The 14,774-nt window shown below is 70.7% G+C and carries 11 protein-coding genes, 2 tRNA genes, 1 pseudogene and 1 riboswitch; of the genes and pseudogenes, 5 read left to right on the top strand and 9 right to left on the bottom strand.

What is annotated here, in order from left to right:
* Positions 1-49 precede the first annotated feature (49 nt).
* From lhgO to H293_RS0144235, 3 genes are all read left to right on the top strand, one after another.
* On the top strand, positions 50-1,270 hold the full coding sequence (gene lhgO, locus H293_RS0144245) for an L-2-hydroxyglutarate oxidase (RefSeq protein WP_020124188.1): 1,221 nt from the start codon (positions 50-52) through the stop codon (positions 1,268-1,270).
* A gap of 534 nt (positions 1,271-1,804) precedes the next feature.
* Positions 1,805-2,686, top strand: coding sequence for a tRNA (guanosine(46)-N7)-methyltransferase TrmB (gene trmB, locus H293_RS0144240; RefSeq protein WP_078612879.1), 882 nt, complete (start codon positions 1,805-1,807; stop codon positions 2,684-2,686).
* A gap of 50 nt (positions 2,687-2,736) precedes the next feature.
* Complete coding sequence (locus tag H293_RS0144235) at positions 2,737-4,125, top strand: PrsW family intramembrane metalloprotease (RefSeq protein ID WP_020124186.1); 1,389 nt, start codon at positions 2,737-2,739, stop codon at positions 4,123-4,125.
* A 10-nt stretch (positions 4,126-4,135) separates the two neighbouring features.
* Here H293_RS0144235 and H293_RS0144230 read toward each other — a convergent pair whose 3' ends face one another.
* From H293_RS0144230 to H293_RS0144210, 5 genes are all read right to left on the bottom strand, one after another.
* Positions 4,136-4,675, bottom strand: a complete 540-nt coding sequence (locus H293_RS0144230) for an aldo/keto reductase (protein ID WP_020124185.1) — start codon at positions 4,673-4,675, stop codon at positions 4,136-4,138.
* 133 nt (positions 4,676-4,808) lie between these two features.
* Complete coding sequence (locus H293_RS0144225) at positions 4,809-5,840, bottom strand: M23 family metallopeptidase (RefSeq protein ID WP_020124184.1); 1,032 nt, start codon at positions 5,838-5,840, stop codon at positions 4,809-4,811.
* A gap of 11 nt (positions 5,841-5,851) precedes the next feature.
* A riboswitch (cyclic di-AMP (ydaO/yuaA leader) is annotated at positions 5,852-6,009 on the bottom strand.
* 311 nt (positions 6,010-6,320) lie between these two features.
* Positions 6,321-6,394 (bottom strand) — tRNA-Met (locus tag H293_RS0144220).
* Positions 6,395-6,568: 174 nt separating this feature from the next.
* Entirely contained in the window at positions 6,569-7,210 is a 642-nt protein-coding gene (locus tag H293_RS0144215; protein WP_020124183.1) for a GTP cyclohydrolase II, read from the bottom strand.
* Positions 7,211-7,332: 122 nt separating this feature from the next.
* Positions 7,333-7,842, bottom strand: coding sequence for a MarR family winged helix-turn-helix transcriptional regulator (locus H293_RS0144210; protein ID WP_020124182.1), 510 nt, complete (start codon positions 7,840-7,842; stop codon positions 7,333-7,335).
* A gap of 130 nt (positions 7,843-7,972) precedes the next feature.
* Here H293_RS0144210 and H293_RS0144205 point away from each other — a divergent pair, with 130 nt between their 5' ends.
* Positions 7,973-9,100, top strand: coding sequence for a dihydrofolate reductase family protein (locus H293_RS0144205; protein WP_020124181.1), 1,128 nt, complete (start codon positions 7,973-7,975; stop codon positions 9,098-9,100).
* 354 nt (positions 9,101-9,454) lie between these two features.
* Positions 9,455-10,366, top strand: a complete 912-nt coding sequence (locus H293_RS0144200; RefSeq protein ID WP_020124180.1) for a hypothetical protein — start codon at positions 9,455-9,457, stop codon at positions 10,364-10,366.
* Positions 10,367-10,451: 85 nt separating this feature from the next.
* Here the strand turns inward: H293_RS0144200 and H293_RS0144195 are convergent.
* The 4 genes and pseudogenes from H293_RS0144195 to H293_RS60955 all read right to left on the bottom strand — a co-directional run.
* Positions 10,452-10,524: transfer RNA gene (locus H293_RS0144195), tRNA-Lys, on the bottom strand.
* A 98-nt stretch (positions 10,525-10,622) separates the two neighbouring features.
* Entirely contained in the window at positions 10,623-12,158 is a 1,536-nt protein-coding gene (locus tag H293_RS0144190) for an amino acid permease (protein ID WP_020124179.1), read from the bottom strand.
* Positions 12,159-12,238: 80 nt separating this feature from the next.
* Positions 12,239-14,356, bottom strand: coding sequence for an FG-GAP repeat domain-containing protein (locus H293_RS0144185; RefSeq protein ID WP_020124178.1), 2,118 nt, complete (start codon positions 14,354-14,356; stop codon positions 12,239-12,241).
* A gap of 184 nt (positions 14,357-14,540) precedes the next feature.
* Positions 14,541-14,774: pseudogene (locus H293_RS60955) on the bottom strand (DEAD/DEAH box helicase); the annotation flags it as partial.

Here is a 14,774-nt window from a genome sequence, read left to right as displayed (position 1 = left end):
CGCGTTTGAAGTGACTGTCAGTGGTGCAGTGCACTATCGGGGGTGGGAGGTGGTGCAGGTGCTGTCCGGGATCGCTTACGACTGTGACGTGCTCGTGGTCGGTGGGGGCATTGTCGGGTTGTCCACGGCGTACGCGATCACACGCGGTTCGCCGGGCACTCGGGTCGTCGTGCTGGAGAAGGAGGCGGGGCCCGCCCGGCATCAGACCGGGCGGAACAGCGGGGTGATCCACAGCGGGATCTACTACAAGCCGGGATCGCTCAAAGCGCGGTACGCGGTGCGGGGTGCCGCCGAGATGGTCAAGTTCTGCGCGGAGTACGGCATCGCTCACGCCGTCACCGGCAAGCTGATCGTCGCGACCGAGCGCGACGAGCTGCCGCGGCTGCACGGCCTGGTGCAGCGCGGCCGGGAGAACGGCATTCCGGTGCGGGAACTGGGCACCGCCCAGATCGCGGAGTACGAGCCCGAGGTGGAGGGGCTCGCCGCCATACACGTCGGGACGACCGGGGTGTGCGACTTCGTCGGGGTCGCGCGGCAGCTGGCCGAGGCGTCGGGCGCGGAGATCCGGTACGGCGCCGAGGTGCGCAGGATCGACCGGCGCCCGGAGCGCGGGGTCGCCGTGCTGACGAGCGCCGGAGACGTCGTACGGGCGCGGGTGCTGGTGAACTGCGCCGGGCTGCACTGCGACGAGGTGGCGCGGCTGACCGGCGACGAGCCCGGGATGCGGATCGTGCCGTTCCGGGGCGAGTACTACACGCTGGCGCGGCCCGAGCTGGTGCGGGGGCTGGTGTACCCGGTGCCGGATCCGGCGTTTCCGTTCCTCGGGGTGCATCTCACGCGCGGGATCGACGGAGGGGTGCACATCGGCCCCAACGCGGTCCCGGCGCTGGCCCGGGAGGGGTACGACTGGAGAACCGTGCGGCCCCGGGAGCTGGGGGCCACGCTGGCCTGGCCGGGGTCCTGGCAGATAGCCCGGCGGCACTGGCGGTACGGCACGGGTGAGCTGCGGCGGTCGGTGTCGCGAAGAGCGTTCACCACGGCGGTGCGGAGGCTGCTGCCCGCTGTCACCCCGGATGACCTGGTGCCCTCGGCCGCCGGCGTGCGGGCCCAGGCCGTACTCCGGGACGGCACGCTGGTGGACGACTTCCTGATCCGTGAGGGGCCGCGCGCGGTACACGTACTGAACGCACCCTCACCCGCGGCGACGGCTTCCCTCCCGATCGGCCGAGAGGTGGCCCGCCGGGCCCTGGAGGCACTGCGCTCGACATGAGGCGTACAGGTGCCGTCGCTCATCGGTGACAGCCCGGACGCGACAACCCGGACGCGGCTCTTCCGGTCATGACGCGCCAGAGGAAGCCACTGCGCGCGGTGTCTCGGACGTGACGCCCCGGACCCGGCCCCCTCGGACACGACGGACGCGGCACCGCACGCGGCCACCCGCACGCGCCGGCCGCGACAGGACCCCCGGATGCCGCAGCCCGAACGCGACGGCCCCGGACAGGCCCCCAGACGTAGCCACCACCCACGGCCTCCCGCACGTGACGACCCAGATGCCAGCACCCCGGACACCACGAGACAAGCCCCCCGACAGGCCCGCCCCGCACACCACCGACCCGGCCGCCCCAGCCTGACGCCCCAAACGCCCCACCCCGCGCTCAACAGCCCAGACGCCGCCACCCCGCGCCCCGCAGCCCAGGAGCCGACGCCCCGCACGCACCGCCCCCGACGCACTCACCCCCACCCAAGCCCCAAAACATCCCTCAGCGGCGCTCCTCCCCGAGGTCACCGTAAAATCGACCCCACTGTGTCTGACTTCCTCAACGCCCCCGAAGCCCCCCGGTCCCGGCCCGCCGCCCCCGGTGAGGCCGCTCGGCATGTGCCGGGTGTTCCTGTCCGGCACACCCGGGCCAAAGGGGAGCCGCGGTTCCCCGACGGGCCCAGTGCTGATCCCGCGGGGTCTCACTTCGAGCGGCGGATCCGGAGTTTCCAGCCCCGGCGGAGCCGGGTGACGGCGGGGCAGGCGGACGCGTTGCAGCGCCTGTGGCCCACATGGGGCCTCGACATCGACGGGCAGCGCACGATCGACCTCGGCGAACTGTTCGGGAACGACAACCACGTCGTGCTGGAGATCGGGTTCGGCATGGGTGAGGCCACCGCGCAGATGGCCGCCGCCGCCCCCGACACCAACATCCTCGCCGTCGACGTGCACACTCCGGGCCAGGGCAACCTGCTCAACCTCGCCGAGCAGCAGAAGCTGTCCAACATCCGGGTCGGCAACGGCGACGCCATCATCCTGCTGCGCGAGATGCTCACCAGGGACGCGCTCGACGGGCTGCGCGTGTACTTCCCCGACCCCTGGCCCAAGAAGCGGCACCACAAGCGGCGGCTGATCCAGCCGGAGTTCCTGGACCTGGCCGCGACCCGCCTGAGGCCCGGCGCGCTGGTGCACTGCGCCACCGACTGGGAGCCGTACGCCGAACAGATGCTCGACGTACTCACCGCGCATCCGGACTTCGAGAACACACAGGCAGGTGGCGGTTTCGCGGCGCGTCCCGACTTCCGGCCGCTGACCCGTTTCGAGGGGCAGGGACTGGAGAAGGGACATGTCGTGAACGACCTGCTGTTCCGCCGCGTACAGCACGGCGTCCGACCCGACCGCTCCGACCAGTCCCCCACCGGCACCTGAGCACCCGCTCCAGCTGCGGGCGGCGCCTCTGTCTCGTTAAGGTCGATGCTGTGGCCACCTGTCCCCCGTATCCGACGTACCCCGGTGACCCCACCGGTGGCACCGCGCTGCGGCATGCGCACTGGTGGCAGCGGAAGTGGGTGCGCTACGGCGCGCTGATCACGCTCCTCACACTGTCCGGGCTCGTCATCCTCGCCCTGGTCCGCCAACAGACCGGTACCGAGGGGTTCCTGGTCGGGCTGGGGCTCGCCGTCCTGCCCGTACCGCTGCTCATAGCCGCGTTCCGCTGGCTCGACCGGGTCGAACCGGGGCCCTGGCGCAATCTGCTGTTCGCCTTCGCCTGGGGCGCCTGCGCGGCCGCCCTGATAGCGATCATCGCCAACAGCTTCGCGACGAAGTGGATAGCGACGGCGACCGCCGACCCCTCCAGCGCGGACACCCTCGGCGCGACCGTCATAGCTCCGATCGTCGAGGAGTCGGCCAAGGCCGCCGCCGTACTGCTCGTCTTCCTGTTCCGCAGACGGGACTTCACCGGGATCGTCGACGGCGTGGTGATAGCGGGGGTCACCGCCACCGGTTTCGCCTTCACCGAGAACATCCTCTACCTCGGCACCGCCTTCGGCACGGACCAGCTCAACGGCGACGGCGGCATCGCCTCCGTCACCGCCGCGACCTTCTTCGTGCGCGTGGTGATGTCACCCTTCGCGCACCCCCTGTTCACGGTCCTCACCGGCATCGGCTTCGGCATCTCCGCGCTGTCGGCGGAACGCCAGCACGTACGGCGGGTTCTGCTCCCGCTGTCCGGGCTGCTGCTCGCGATGGGCATGCACGCGACGTGGAACGGCTCGTCGACCTTCGGGCAGTACGGGTTCTTCGCGGTGTACGCGATGTTCATGGTGCCGGCGTTCGCGCTGCTGACCTGGCTGGTCATCTGGACACGGCAGCGGGAGCTCAGGACCGTGCGCGAGGAGCTGCCCGCCTACGCCGTCGCCGGGTGGCTGACGCCGACCGAGCCGTACGCGCTGGGCTCGATGCGGGCGCGGCGGGTGGCGAGGGACTACGCGCGGCGTCAGTTCGGCGGGCGGGCCGCGGCACGGGCGGTCTCGCAGTACGAGGCGTACGCGACATCCCTGGCGTTCCTACGGCGCCGGGGGCGGCTCGGGCGGGCGAACGCGGACTTCGTCGTACGGGAGCGGGAGCTGCTGCACGAGCTGTGGCGGCGACGGGAGGTGGCCCGGCCGGCGCTGGACCACGCGGCGCGGATGACGGCACCGCCGGTACCGGTGGCCGCACCGCCCTGGCCGGTGTACGGCGTCTACGGATACCCGGCCAACCCGGCTCACCCGGCTCACCCGGCCCAGCCGACGCCCCCCGTCCACCCCGTCCACGGCGTCCACCCGGCGGTGCCGTACCCCGCCTACAACCCGTACCGGACGTAGGGCCGGAGAGTCAGGCCGACGCCTGCGTCAGGCGAGCCACTTCTTCCTCCGTCAGCGTCAGCTCCCCGACCCCCAGCAGCGCCGCCAGCTGTTCCACCGTGCGGGCGGAGGCGATCGGGGCCGCCACCGTCGGCTGGGCCGCGAGGACCTTCCGGCCGCGTTCGGTGTCCAGGTGCTTTCCGGCGCCCGCGGACCGCGGACCGGCGGCCACCGACTCCAGCTCGTATCTCCTCGACCGGCACCTCAGGAGGTCGATGCGGTCGGTGCGCAGGCGCTGCAGCGAGGTGTCGGCCGCCGCCTTGATGTCGGTGGCGGTCAGGCCGGGGAAGTCGGGGCGCTGGCTGACCTTCGTGGCGATGACGACGTCGTCGCGGTTGCCGCGGACCGCCATCCAGTTGCCGATGACCGTCTCGGACTCGCCGCCGGAGTTGCCGCCGGCCGCGGTGTACGCGTCGGCGGTCCAGCCGAAGACGTTGCCGCCGAGGGAGAACGGGAAGACCGTGAGGCCGGAGGAGCCGAGCTTGCGAAGAGACGTCGTGTCGTACGTCAACGCCCGTGCCGGACGCCGGTCTTCCGCTGTGGCCGCAAAGCCCTCGCAAACAGGCGGAGTGATCCACTCCGGAACACCGGCAGCCCTGGCGTCGGGGGGACGTCGCCAGGGCTGCCGGAGTGCGGAGGAAACCTCAGGGGGTGAGACCCTTGCCGCGCAGCCACGCCATCGGGTCGATCCCGGTCGCCGCGCCGCCCGGGTGGACCTCCAGGTGCAGGTGCGCGCCGGTCACGTTGCCGGTGGCGCCCACGCGGCCGATGACATCACCGGTGCCGACCTTCTGGCCGACGCTGACGCTGATCGAGGACTGGTGGCAGAACCACAGCTCGGTGCCGTCGTCGAGGGTGAGGATCGTGCGGTAGCCGTAGGAACCGGCCCAGCCGGCCTCGGTGATGGTGCCGCTGTGGATGGCCTTGATGAGCGTGCCCGTGGGGGCGGCGAAGTCGAGGCCCGTGTGATAGCCGGAGGACCACAGCGAACCGGCCTGACCGAAGGTCCCCGTGATGGTGTACGACGAGGTCGGCAGCGTGTACTGCTTGGCGAGCTCGGCCAGGCGCGCGGCCTCGGCCACCTTCGCGGCCGCCTCCTCCGCCTTCTTCTTCGCGGCGGTGGCCTTCTCCTGGGCCTCCTTCTCCGCCTTGGCGGCGGCCTCGTCGGCCTCCTTCTCGGCGGCGGCCGCGACGGCCTGGGCGGCCTTGGTGTCGAGCTGGCCCTGCTGCACCTCGGCCTGGGCCAGGATGCGCGAGCGCAGCGCCTCACCGGCGTCCGAGGTGCCCTTGGCGGTGTCGGCGGTGGTGGCGCCGACGCTGCTGAAGGCGCTCGTGTCGTCCGCGGCGGAGTCGGAGTCGGAGTCGTTCGAGATGAGCGAGCTCACGGGGCCCAGGTCGGGCATGGAGATGGAGACCGGCGGCTTGCCGGTGTTGGCGCTGGCCATCCCGCCCGCGCTGACGGCGGCTATGACACCGACGCCCAGAACCGTGGAGCTACGGGCGAATCCTCCGCCACGCTGCTTGGCGACGCGATGCCGGCCTCGTACGGGGGCGAGGGAGTCCGCGGTCGGGTTCCACTCGCCGAGCGGGGCCTCGTCGTCGGCGCGGTAACCGCCGTACACGAGGGTGTCGCTGGGTACGTACGGCGCCTCGGGGGCAGGCGGGTTGGACGCCACGTGGGCGCGCTCCTTTCCTTCCTTCTCGCCTACCGGGTTAGCTGACGGGTTCGGAGCAGGAAGGTCTCCTACGCGCGTATACCCGCCGTGCTGCCACGGCGGACTACGAGCGATTCACCCCAAGTTGGTGGTTCCCCGGTTCCCTTGCGGAATTCGGCGCGTGAGCACGGAGCCGTCTCTTGTGACGGCTGGGACGACCGCGCTGCGTTATCGAACGTTAATAGACCCGGGGGTCCGATTCCAAGCCGTTCCGCTTGATCATTAACGAAATCCGGGAGGACTTACGGCCCATGAACGGCGAAAAACGGGCGAGTTGACTCCATCTCAGGCGACTCACCGGCATTGACGGTACGTCAGTTGTTACGCGGAGGGCGGTCACCCGCTCACCCCGCGTCACGACGGCCGCCCAGGTGTCGCGGACCGGGGGAAAACACTCAGGGCCGGATTCCAGTGAACTGGAATCCGGCCCTGAGCCTTGAGTAGCGGGGACAGGATTTGAACCTGCGACCTCTGGGTTATGAGCCCAGCGAGCTACCGAGCTGCTCCACCCCGCGTCGTTGTGTGACCAGCATACGTCATCCGCGAGGTGGTTCGCGCCAGGGGTGTCTCGGAGGCCCGGTTTCCCGCGTGGCGGCCCCGAGGGAGTTTCGGTACGGCCCCGTCGTCCGGCGTGAGCCGCAGGAGCCCGGTGACGACCTCGACCCTCGCCGTCACCGGAAGCGCCGTGCTCAGCCGACGCCGAGTTCGGTCAACTCGCCCAGCGGCAGCGTGTGCTGGGTCTGGAGGACCTTCGCGCGCAAGTAGCGGACGTTGTGGGCGGTGGTGAAGACACCGGTGGGGACCCGGTCGCCGACGTCGATGCCGAGGTCGCGCAACTGGCCCGCCTTGTCGGGGTTGTTGGAGAGCAGGTCGAGCTCGGCGATCCCGAGGGCCTGGAGCATCTGCGCCGCCGCCGTGTAGTCGCGGGCGTCCTCGGGCAGGCCCAGGGCGGTGTTCGCGGCGTAGGTGTCGAGGCCCTGGTCCTGGAGGGCGTACGCGTCGAGCTTGTTGTAGAGGCCGATGCCGCGGCCCTCCTGGCGGAGGTAGAGCAGGACTCCGCCGCGCTCGGCTATGCGCTCGACCGCCTCGCGCAGCTGCGGGCCGCAGTCGCAGCGCGCGGAGCCGAAGACGTCACCGGTGAGGCACTCGGAGTGCAGCCGCACCAGCGGGACGGCGCCGGGCGCGGGGTCACCGAGGACGACGGCGAGGTGCTCCTGCCCGTCGACCAGGCCGTGGAAGGTCACGAGCTCGGCGTCTACGCGGTAGCCGTCCCCGAAGCGCAACGGGACGCGGACGCGGGAGCGCTGGGTGGCTGCGGGCAGGTCGGACATGCGGGTACTCCGCTCCGTGGACACACCTGCTTCAGATTTGAAGCAGTTCTACTGATCGAGACCCTACCCCATGCTTTAAATTTGAAGCAACGGCTTTATGGCGCTCGTCACACGTGGGTTTCTCAGGAACAGGGCGGGGCCGACCGCCGGCGCCACGGGAGCCCCTCGAAGGGCCCGTCCTCCCCCTGGAGTCCCGCGGTGACGCTGGTGAAGATCTCCTCCAGCTGCCCCACCTGCTCCGGCGTGAGCCGGTCGAAGAGCGCGGTGCGGACCGTCTCCACGTGCCCGGGCGCCGTCCGTTCCAGTACCGCCATACCCTCGCCCGTGAGGACCGCGATGCTGCCGCGCTTGTCCGACTCGCAGCTCTCGCGCCGCACCAGCCCGTCCTTCTCCAGCCGGGCGACGGCGTACGTCAGCCGGGGCCGGGTGATCTTCAGCCCCTCGGCGAGCTCGGTCATCCGCAGCCGCCGTTCCGGGGTCTCGGAGAGGTTGGCGAGGATGGAGTAGTACAGGTGTGGCATGCCGGCCTCCTGCTGGAGCTGCCGGTCGATGGTGTCCTCCAGGAGGAGCGAGGCGGCGATGTACGCACGCCAGGCTCGCTGCTCGTCGGGGCTGAGCCAGCGGGTCGTCATGCTCCCAGTGTAGGTTTGCTTCAAACTTGAACCAAGCCCGCCGCCTCTGAAGCTCGCTGCCCTGAGACTCTCCGCCTCCGAAGCCCGCCGCCTGAACCTTCCGCACCCGTTTCCGAGAGGGACCGCCCCGATGCCCCACCCCTACGTCCTCCTCTCCGCCGCGGTCTCCCTCGACGGCTACCTCGACGACACCGGCCCCGACCGCCTCCTCCTGTCCGGCCCGGCCGACTTCGACCGCGTGGACGAGGTCCGGGCCTCGGTGGACGCGATCCTCATCGGCGCGGGCACGATCCGCGCCGACAACCCCCGCCTGCTGGTGAACTCCGAGGCGCGCCGCGCGGCCCGGGTCGCCGCCGGGAAGCCGCCGTACCCTCTGAAGGTCACGGTCAGCGGCTCGGGCGAGCTGGACCCGGACGCGAACTTCTGGCACACCGGCGGCGACAAGCTGGTCTTCACGACGGACCAGGGCGCGCAGCGGGCCCGCGCGCTGGGCCTGGCGGCCGACGTGGTCTCCCTCGGCCCCGAACTCGACTGGCGCCGCCTGCTGGAGCACCTGCACGAGGAGCGCGGAGTGGACCGGCTGATGGTGGAGGGCGGCGGGCGGATCCACAGCCAGCTCCTCCAGCAGGGCCTCGCGGACGAGGTGCAGCTCGTTCTGGCCCCCCTCTTCGTCGGCAGCCCCGAGGCCCCGCGCCTCTTCGGGCCGGGCACGTACCAGTCCGGCCGGCTGCGCCTGGTGGAGACCCGCCGTATCGAGGACGTCGTCCTGATGCGCTACGAGCCCACGGCCCCCGGCACCGGCCTGGTTCCCGTCGCCGCGGACCACCACTGGCTCGCGCTGGCCTGCGAGTTGGCGATCCGCTGCCCGCCCTCACGGACGGCGTTCAGCGTGGGCGCGGTGGTGGTGGCGGCCGACGGCACGGAGCTGGCGCGCGGCCACTCCAGGGAGGGCGACGACCCGGTCGTCCACGCGGAGGAGGCGGCGCTCGCGAAGATCGATCCGGCCGACCCCCGCCTGGCCTCGGCCACCGTCTACACCAGCCTGGAACCCTGCACCCACCGCGCCTCCCGCCCGGCCCCCTGCGCCCGCCTGATCCTGGACGCGGGGGTGCGCCGGGTGGTGACGGCGTGGCGGGAGCCGGACACCTTCGTGGCAGCAGCGGACGGGACCGGGCTGCTCACCGCGAAGGGCGTGGACGTGGTGGTGCTGAGCGAGTACGAGGACCGAGCGAAGGCGCCCAACCGCCATCTGGCGTGACGAGGGAGCTCGGCCGACGGCGTAGGCCCGGTAGACCGTCTCCACCGAGCGGTCGCCGGCAGTGGCCGTCGACACCAGCGCGGCCACCCCGGCGAAAGCGAGCGATCTCCGTCGCACCATCTTCAACTCCCCCTACGGACCCACCCCGAAGGCGGCCCAGCCTCGGCAGGACACGGCCATGGCAGATCAAAGCGAGGAGCTGCGTCTGATCAAGCTGTGGCAAAGAAGCGGGCCCTCCAGGTGTTGGCCGAAACCTCAACTCATCACACCTGAAACACAGTTGTCGCACTTTCCCCGCATTGGCAGACTCGCCTCGCCCACCGGGTCCATCTCATCTCACCAGGGGGAACATCCATGAATCTCGGTCTGCCCAGACGCGTCCTGACCCGTGCCACCGCCACCCTCGCGCTGGCACTGGCCATGGCCACCGGCACCACCGGACTGCTCTCCGGCGCCGAAGCGCACGCCCTGCCGGTCACCGAGGGCTCCTTCAGCTTCAGCGGTGACGAGGGCGACTGGATCAGCGGCGGCCAGTCCTACTCCTACTCGACGTCGTCCCAGGACCGCCTGAACGTCTCCGCGAACACCGGCAACGGGGTGGTCACCCTCTCCGTCGACGGGGCGAACGGCGACTGGTGGACCCTGGACCTCGCGGCACCGTCCGGCCAGGCCCTGACGCCCGGGACCTACACGGGAGCCACCCGCTACCCGTTCAACGAAGGAACCGAACCGGGCCTGGACCTCAGCGGCAACGGCCGCGGCTGCAACCAGCTCACCGGCACCTTCACCGTCTCCGCGGTGGAGTTCGGCCCCCAGGGCTATGTGAAGAAGCTCGACGCCGCCTTCGAGCAGCACTGCGAGGGAGGCACGTCGGCCGCGCGCGGCGAGGTCCACATCGAGAACCCGGCCCCGCCGGCCGAACTCGGCCTCGGCCTCGACATCGCCCTCGACGGCACCGCGAGCTCGCTCAACGGCAAGGCCACCTTCCACGGCACGGTGAGCTGCGACAAGCCGGTGCGGGTGACCGTGGCGGGCGACGTCACTCAGGTGAAGAAGCGGGACCTCATCCGAGGTTCCTTCTCCACGACGGTCTCCTGCACCCCGGGCGCCCCGGTCGCCTGGACCGGTACGGCCGTGCCCACCGGCTCGGTCCCCTTCCAGAAGGGGGACGTCGAGGTCGAGGGACGCGCGACGGCGACGGACCCGGACTACGACCGGCTCGTGACGGTCGGCGAGACCGTGGCGGTCCGCCTGACCCGGGTCTGACGCCGTAGGGCTCGCGCCAGTGGACGGTGCAGACGCAACGGCGCCCGGCCCGACCGAAGCCGACCCGGGCGCCGCCTGACACCGGTAGGCCCTGTGGGACTCGAACCCACAACCAATGGATTAAAAGTCCACTGCTCTGCCAATTGAGCTAAGGGCCCAGGCGATGTTGCCTCCCCGAGCATAGCCGGACGTGGCCGTGTCTCCGATCGGGTATCGGGGACACGGCCGCGTCGGGCGGACGGAACGGGCGGGAAGATCAGGGATCGACCGGTTCGGGCGCGTTCGCGCGGGCCGCCTCGCGGGCCTTGGTGCGCTCGTGCCCGGGGTTCAGGAACCAGTGCCGGGCCGAGGCCGCCCACCAGATCCACGCGAAGCCGAGGACGGCCAGGACGGCGATCGGGGCGTAGTTGAAGGTCTCCCAGGTGACCGGGGAGACCTGCGGGAGCATGAAGAGGATCGTGATCACGCCGACCCACGCCACCGACACCAGGCCGATCGCGCGCGACCAGCGGCCCAGATGCCATGGCCCCCGCTCGAACGCCTCGCCCTTGCGCAGCCGCAGCAGCGTCGGGATGACGTAGGCGATGTAGAGGCCGATCACCGCGACGGAGGTCACCGCCGCGTAGGCCGTGTAGTTGATCAGGTACGGCAGGCCCAGCAGGAGCGCCCCGCCCGCGGCCAGCCAGACCGCCGCGACCGGGGTCCGGGTGCGCGGGCTCACCGTGTGCCAGACGTGCGAGAAGGGCAGCGCGCCGTCGCGTGAGAAGGCGTAGATCATGCGGCTGTTGGCGGTCACCGAGGCCATCCCGCAGAACAGCTGGGCGCCGATCACGACCAGCAGCAGGAGCTTGCCGGCGGTGGCTCCGAGCGCGTCGAGGAGGATCTGGGCGGGCGGCGCGCCCGTCGGGGAGTTGAGAGCGCCGTCGTAGGACTGGATCGCGAACGTGAAGCCCAGGAGCAGCACGAAGCCCGCTATCCACGATGTCCAGATCGACTGGACGATGCCCTTCGGGCCCGCAGTGGACGCGTCGTGGGTCTCCTCGGTCATGTGGGCCGAGGCGTCGTAGCCGGTGAAGGTGTACTGGGCCATCAGGAGGCCGATCAGGACGACGTAGACCCCGCTGCCCCAGCCCGTGTTGTTCACGAACTCGCCGAAGACGAAGGACGCCGACTGGTGCTTGTCGGGGACGAAGGTGAGGGCGCCGACGATGACCGCCACGCCGATCACGTGCCACCACACGCTCACGCTGTTCAGCAGCGCGACGATCCGCACGCCGAAGGTGTTGAGCAGCCCGTGCAGGATCAGGATCGCGGCGAAGAGCAGGATCGTGCGGCCGGGCGTCACCTCGAAGTCGAACTGGAGGTTCAGGTAGGCGCCGAGGAAGGACGCGGCGCCGAAGTCGATGCCCGCCGTCACCGCCACCTGGCCCAGCACGTTGAACCAGCCCGTGAACCACGCCCAGGCGGCCGCGCTCCGGGGCGGGGCCAGGCGGTGGGCCCAGAAGTACAGGCCCGCGGAGGTCGGGTACGCCGAGCAGATCTCGGCCATCGACAAGCCCACGAACAGCGTCATCAGGCCTACGGCGACCCAGCCCCAGGTGATCACGGCGGGACCGCCCGTGTTCATGCCGAAGAGGTAGAGGGTCAGGCACCCGGACAGGACCGAGATGATCGTGAAGGAGACCGCGTAGTTGGAGAACGCCGACATGCGGCGGGCGAGGACCTGCGTGTAGCCGAGCTGGGCAAGCCGTTCTTCGTCGGACAGCCCACTCGCTATGTCGTCATCTGTCATGCCCCCAGCGATTCCCACGCCGGGGGCGTGACACACGTCACAACTTGGCTGAGAAGTGCCCTTCTGGAAGAAGTGGCCCTCTAGAAAAGGCCCTTGTAGCCCTGCCAGCCGCTCGCGATCTTCACCCGTGCCCCGAACGAGCCCTTGCCGTCGCCGTCGTTGCGGTACAGGTTGCCGCCGGTGTCCCGGGAGACCAGGTCGTTCTTGCCGTCGCCGGTGATGTCACCGACGCCGACGACCACGTTGTAGGAGGTCCCCCAATTGGAGAAGACCCGCACCCGCTCCTTGACCTGGCCGGTGCCGGTGCCGTCGTAGCGCCACAGCGTCCCGGCCCTGTCCTGCACCAGAACATCCCCGAACCCGTCGCCGTTGAGGTCCCCGGCGCCGACGATCTTCTTGTACGTCGCCCAGCTGCGGATCTTCACGCCCGGCTTGAGCTTGCTCGCACCGTCGTTGGCGAACAGGTAGACGTCTCCGGTCGACGCCTTGCGGGCCAGCAGGTCGGTACGGCCGTCCCCGGTCAGGTCGCCGGGGGCGGTGAAGACGTTGTACGCGTTCCAGCCGATGCCGAGCGAGGTGTGGCTGCTCGACGGGCCGTACGAGCCACCGCCGCACTTGCCCGCGTAGCGGCGCAGCTCGCCGTTCGGCATGCGGACCAGCATCTCGGCGCAGCGGTCCTTGCCCATGTCGCCGAAGGGCACGGCGACCGTGCCGACGGGCCAGCCGGACGCGTTCTGCTTCCAGTCGAACTTGCCCCCGCCGTTGGTGTACTGGAGGCTCAGGGTGCCCGAGGAGTTGAGGGTGACCAGCTCGCCGTAGGCGTAGCCGCCCATGTCGTGGTGGCCCTGGCGGCCGCCGTTGAGCGCGACCTTGCCGCTGGTCGTGTACGTGCCCCCGCCGTCGGCGGCGGTCGCGGTCAGCGTCCAGGACTTCATGCCGTTGTACGCGTAGCCGCCCGAGTCCGTCTTCCCGTCCCAGGCCAGGTCGATCGCCGTACCGCTGCCTCTCAGGGTGCGGTCGACGCGGCCCTGGGCGTTCTTCACGGTGAAGGTCCAGGCGGCCGGCTTGTTCAGCTGCCAGGTGCTCATCCAGGCCATGTTGGCGCTGTTGCGGCCCGCGGCGTCGAAGTAGTCGTTGTCCAGGTCCGACTCGATCTTCCCGAGGGACTGGGTGGGTACCCCGCTCGGCACCGTCCGGATCGTGTGGCCGGCGTCGACGTAGGCGATGCCCCCGCCGAACTTGTCCACCGACCAGGTCAGTCGCCGCTGGTCGGCCGTGCCGCCGGCCGGCAGGTCGGCGATCGCGCGCGCGGCGGCGGCCGTTCCGGAGTGGTAGTCCGTCAGCATCAGCTTGCCGGCCGTCCGGTCGTGCTGGACGAGGTAGCCGTCACCGACGAGAGCGGGGCCCGAGGGCACCTTGATGTTCTTCTTCGCCGTACGGTCGTACACGCCGGCGGCGCCCGTGGGACCGCAGTTCCAGTAGATCCAACGGCCGATGACCTGGAGCTCCTTGACCGTGCAGGGAGCGCCCGTGGAGACGGTCGCGACCGTCTTCTTCCCCTCCAGGTCGTACTGGGTGACCACGCCGTTGCCCGAGCCCGGTGTCCACAGCGCCGAGCCCCATACGGAGGCGGCGGTGACGGAGCGCGTCAGCCGGACGTCCTCGGCCCGGTACTGGTTCACGGCGTCGACGTACTGCTTGCCGGTGGAGGCGGCGTCGTAGACGAAGTAGCGGCCGGTGGTGTCCACGAACCGGCCGCCGGTGACGGCGGGTTCCGTCCCGTGGTAGCTCGTCGGCTGTCCCCAGATCTGGGCGCGCTCCTTGTCGTACTCGTCGACCTGGAAGTAGCCGACGCTCTGCGTGCCGGTGGCGCGCAGTGGCACGCAGCCGCCCGCGTCGCACGGCACCCGCTCCAGATGGGTGCCGTCGGCGTAGGTGCCGGCGAATCCGCGGGTGGCCTGCTCCAGCACGGTGGAGCCGTCGGGCGAGAGCTGCCGGCCGACCACGTACTGCTCGCCGTCGGGCCGGTACTCGACGCTGGTCAGATAGCCGGCCGCGTAGTCGATGCCCCACACGCCGTCCGTGGCGATCGGAGTCGGGGTGGTGTCCGCGGCGGCCGGGCCCGCGGACGTCAGGGTGCCGGCGCTCAGAGCGGCCAGCGAGGCAAGAGTGAGTGCGATCCGGGCATGCCGGGTCAAGGGTCCCTCCCCAGGGAAGTAAGAAAAGGCGCGCCGGCAGGCCTTGTCTTCCCCCTCGGCCACACTCCGCCACGCGATCCAACGGATGTTAACAACCGCCACACAGGCTTCGGTAGTCGATTACGCACGCGAAAAGGGCCCGCACGACCGAAGTCGTACGGGCCCCAGTTCAGCTCACGCTGTGTCAGCCGTTGCGCTTCCAGCGCGGCTTGTCGTCACGGCGGCCGAAGGAGGAGCCGGCCGGACGGTCGTCACGACGGCCGTGCGGGCGGTCGTGGCCACCGGAGCGGAAACCGCCGCCGGTGGGGCGGTCGCCCTGACGGTCGCGGTTGAAGGGACGGTCGCTGCCCCGGTGGGTGGACGGACGCTCGTCACGACGGTCGCGGTTGAAACCGCCACCCGAGGGACGGTCGTCACG

Source organism: Streptomyces canus 299MFChir4.1 (genome assembly GCF_000383615.1).
In the GTDB taxonomy this organism is placed as follows: Bacteria; Actinomycetota; Actinomycetes; order Streptomycetales; family Streptomycetaceae; genus Streptomyces; species Streptomyces canus_C.
Note: the sequence above shows the minus strand (reverse complement) of the source record. Positions and strands in the feature narration are given on the sequence as shown.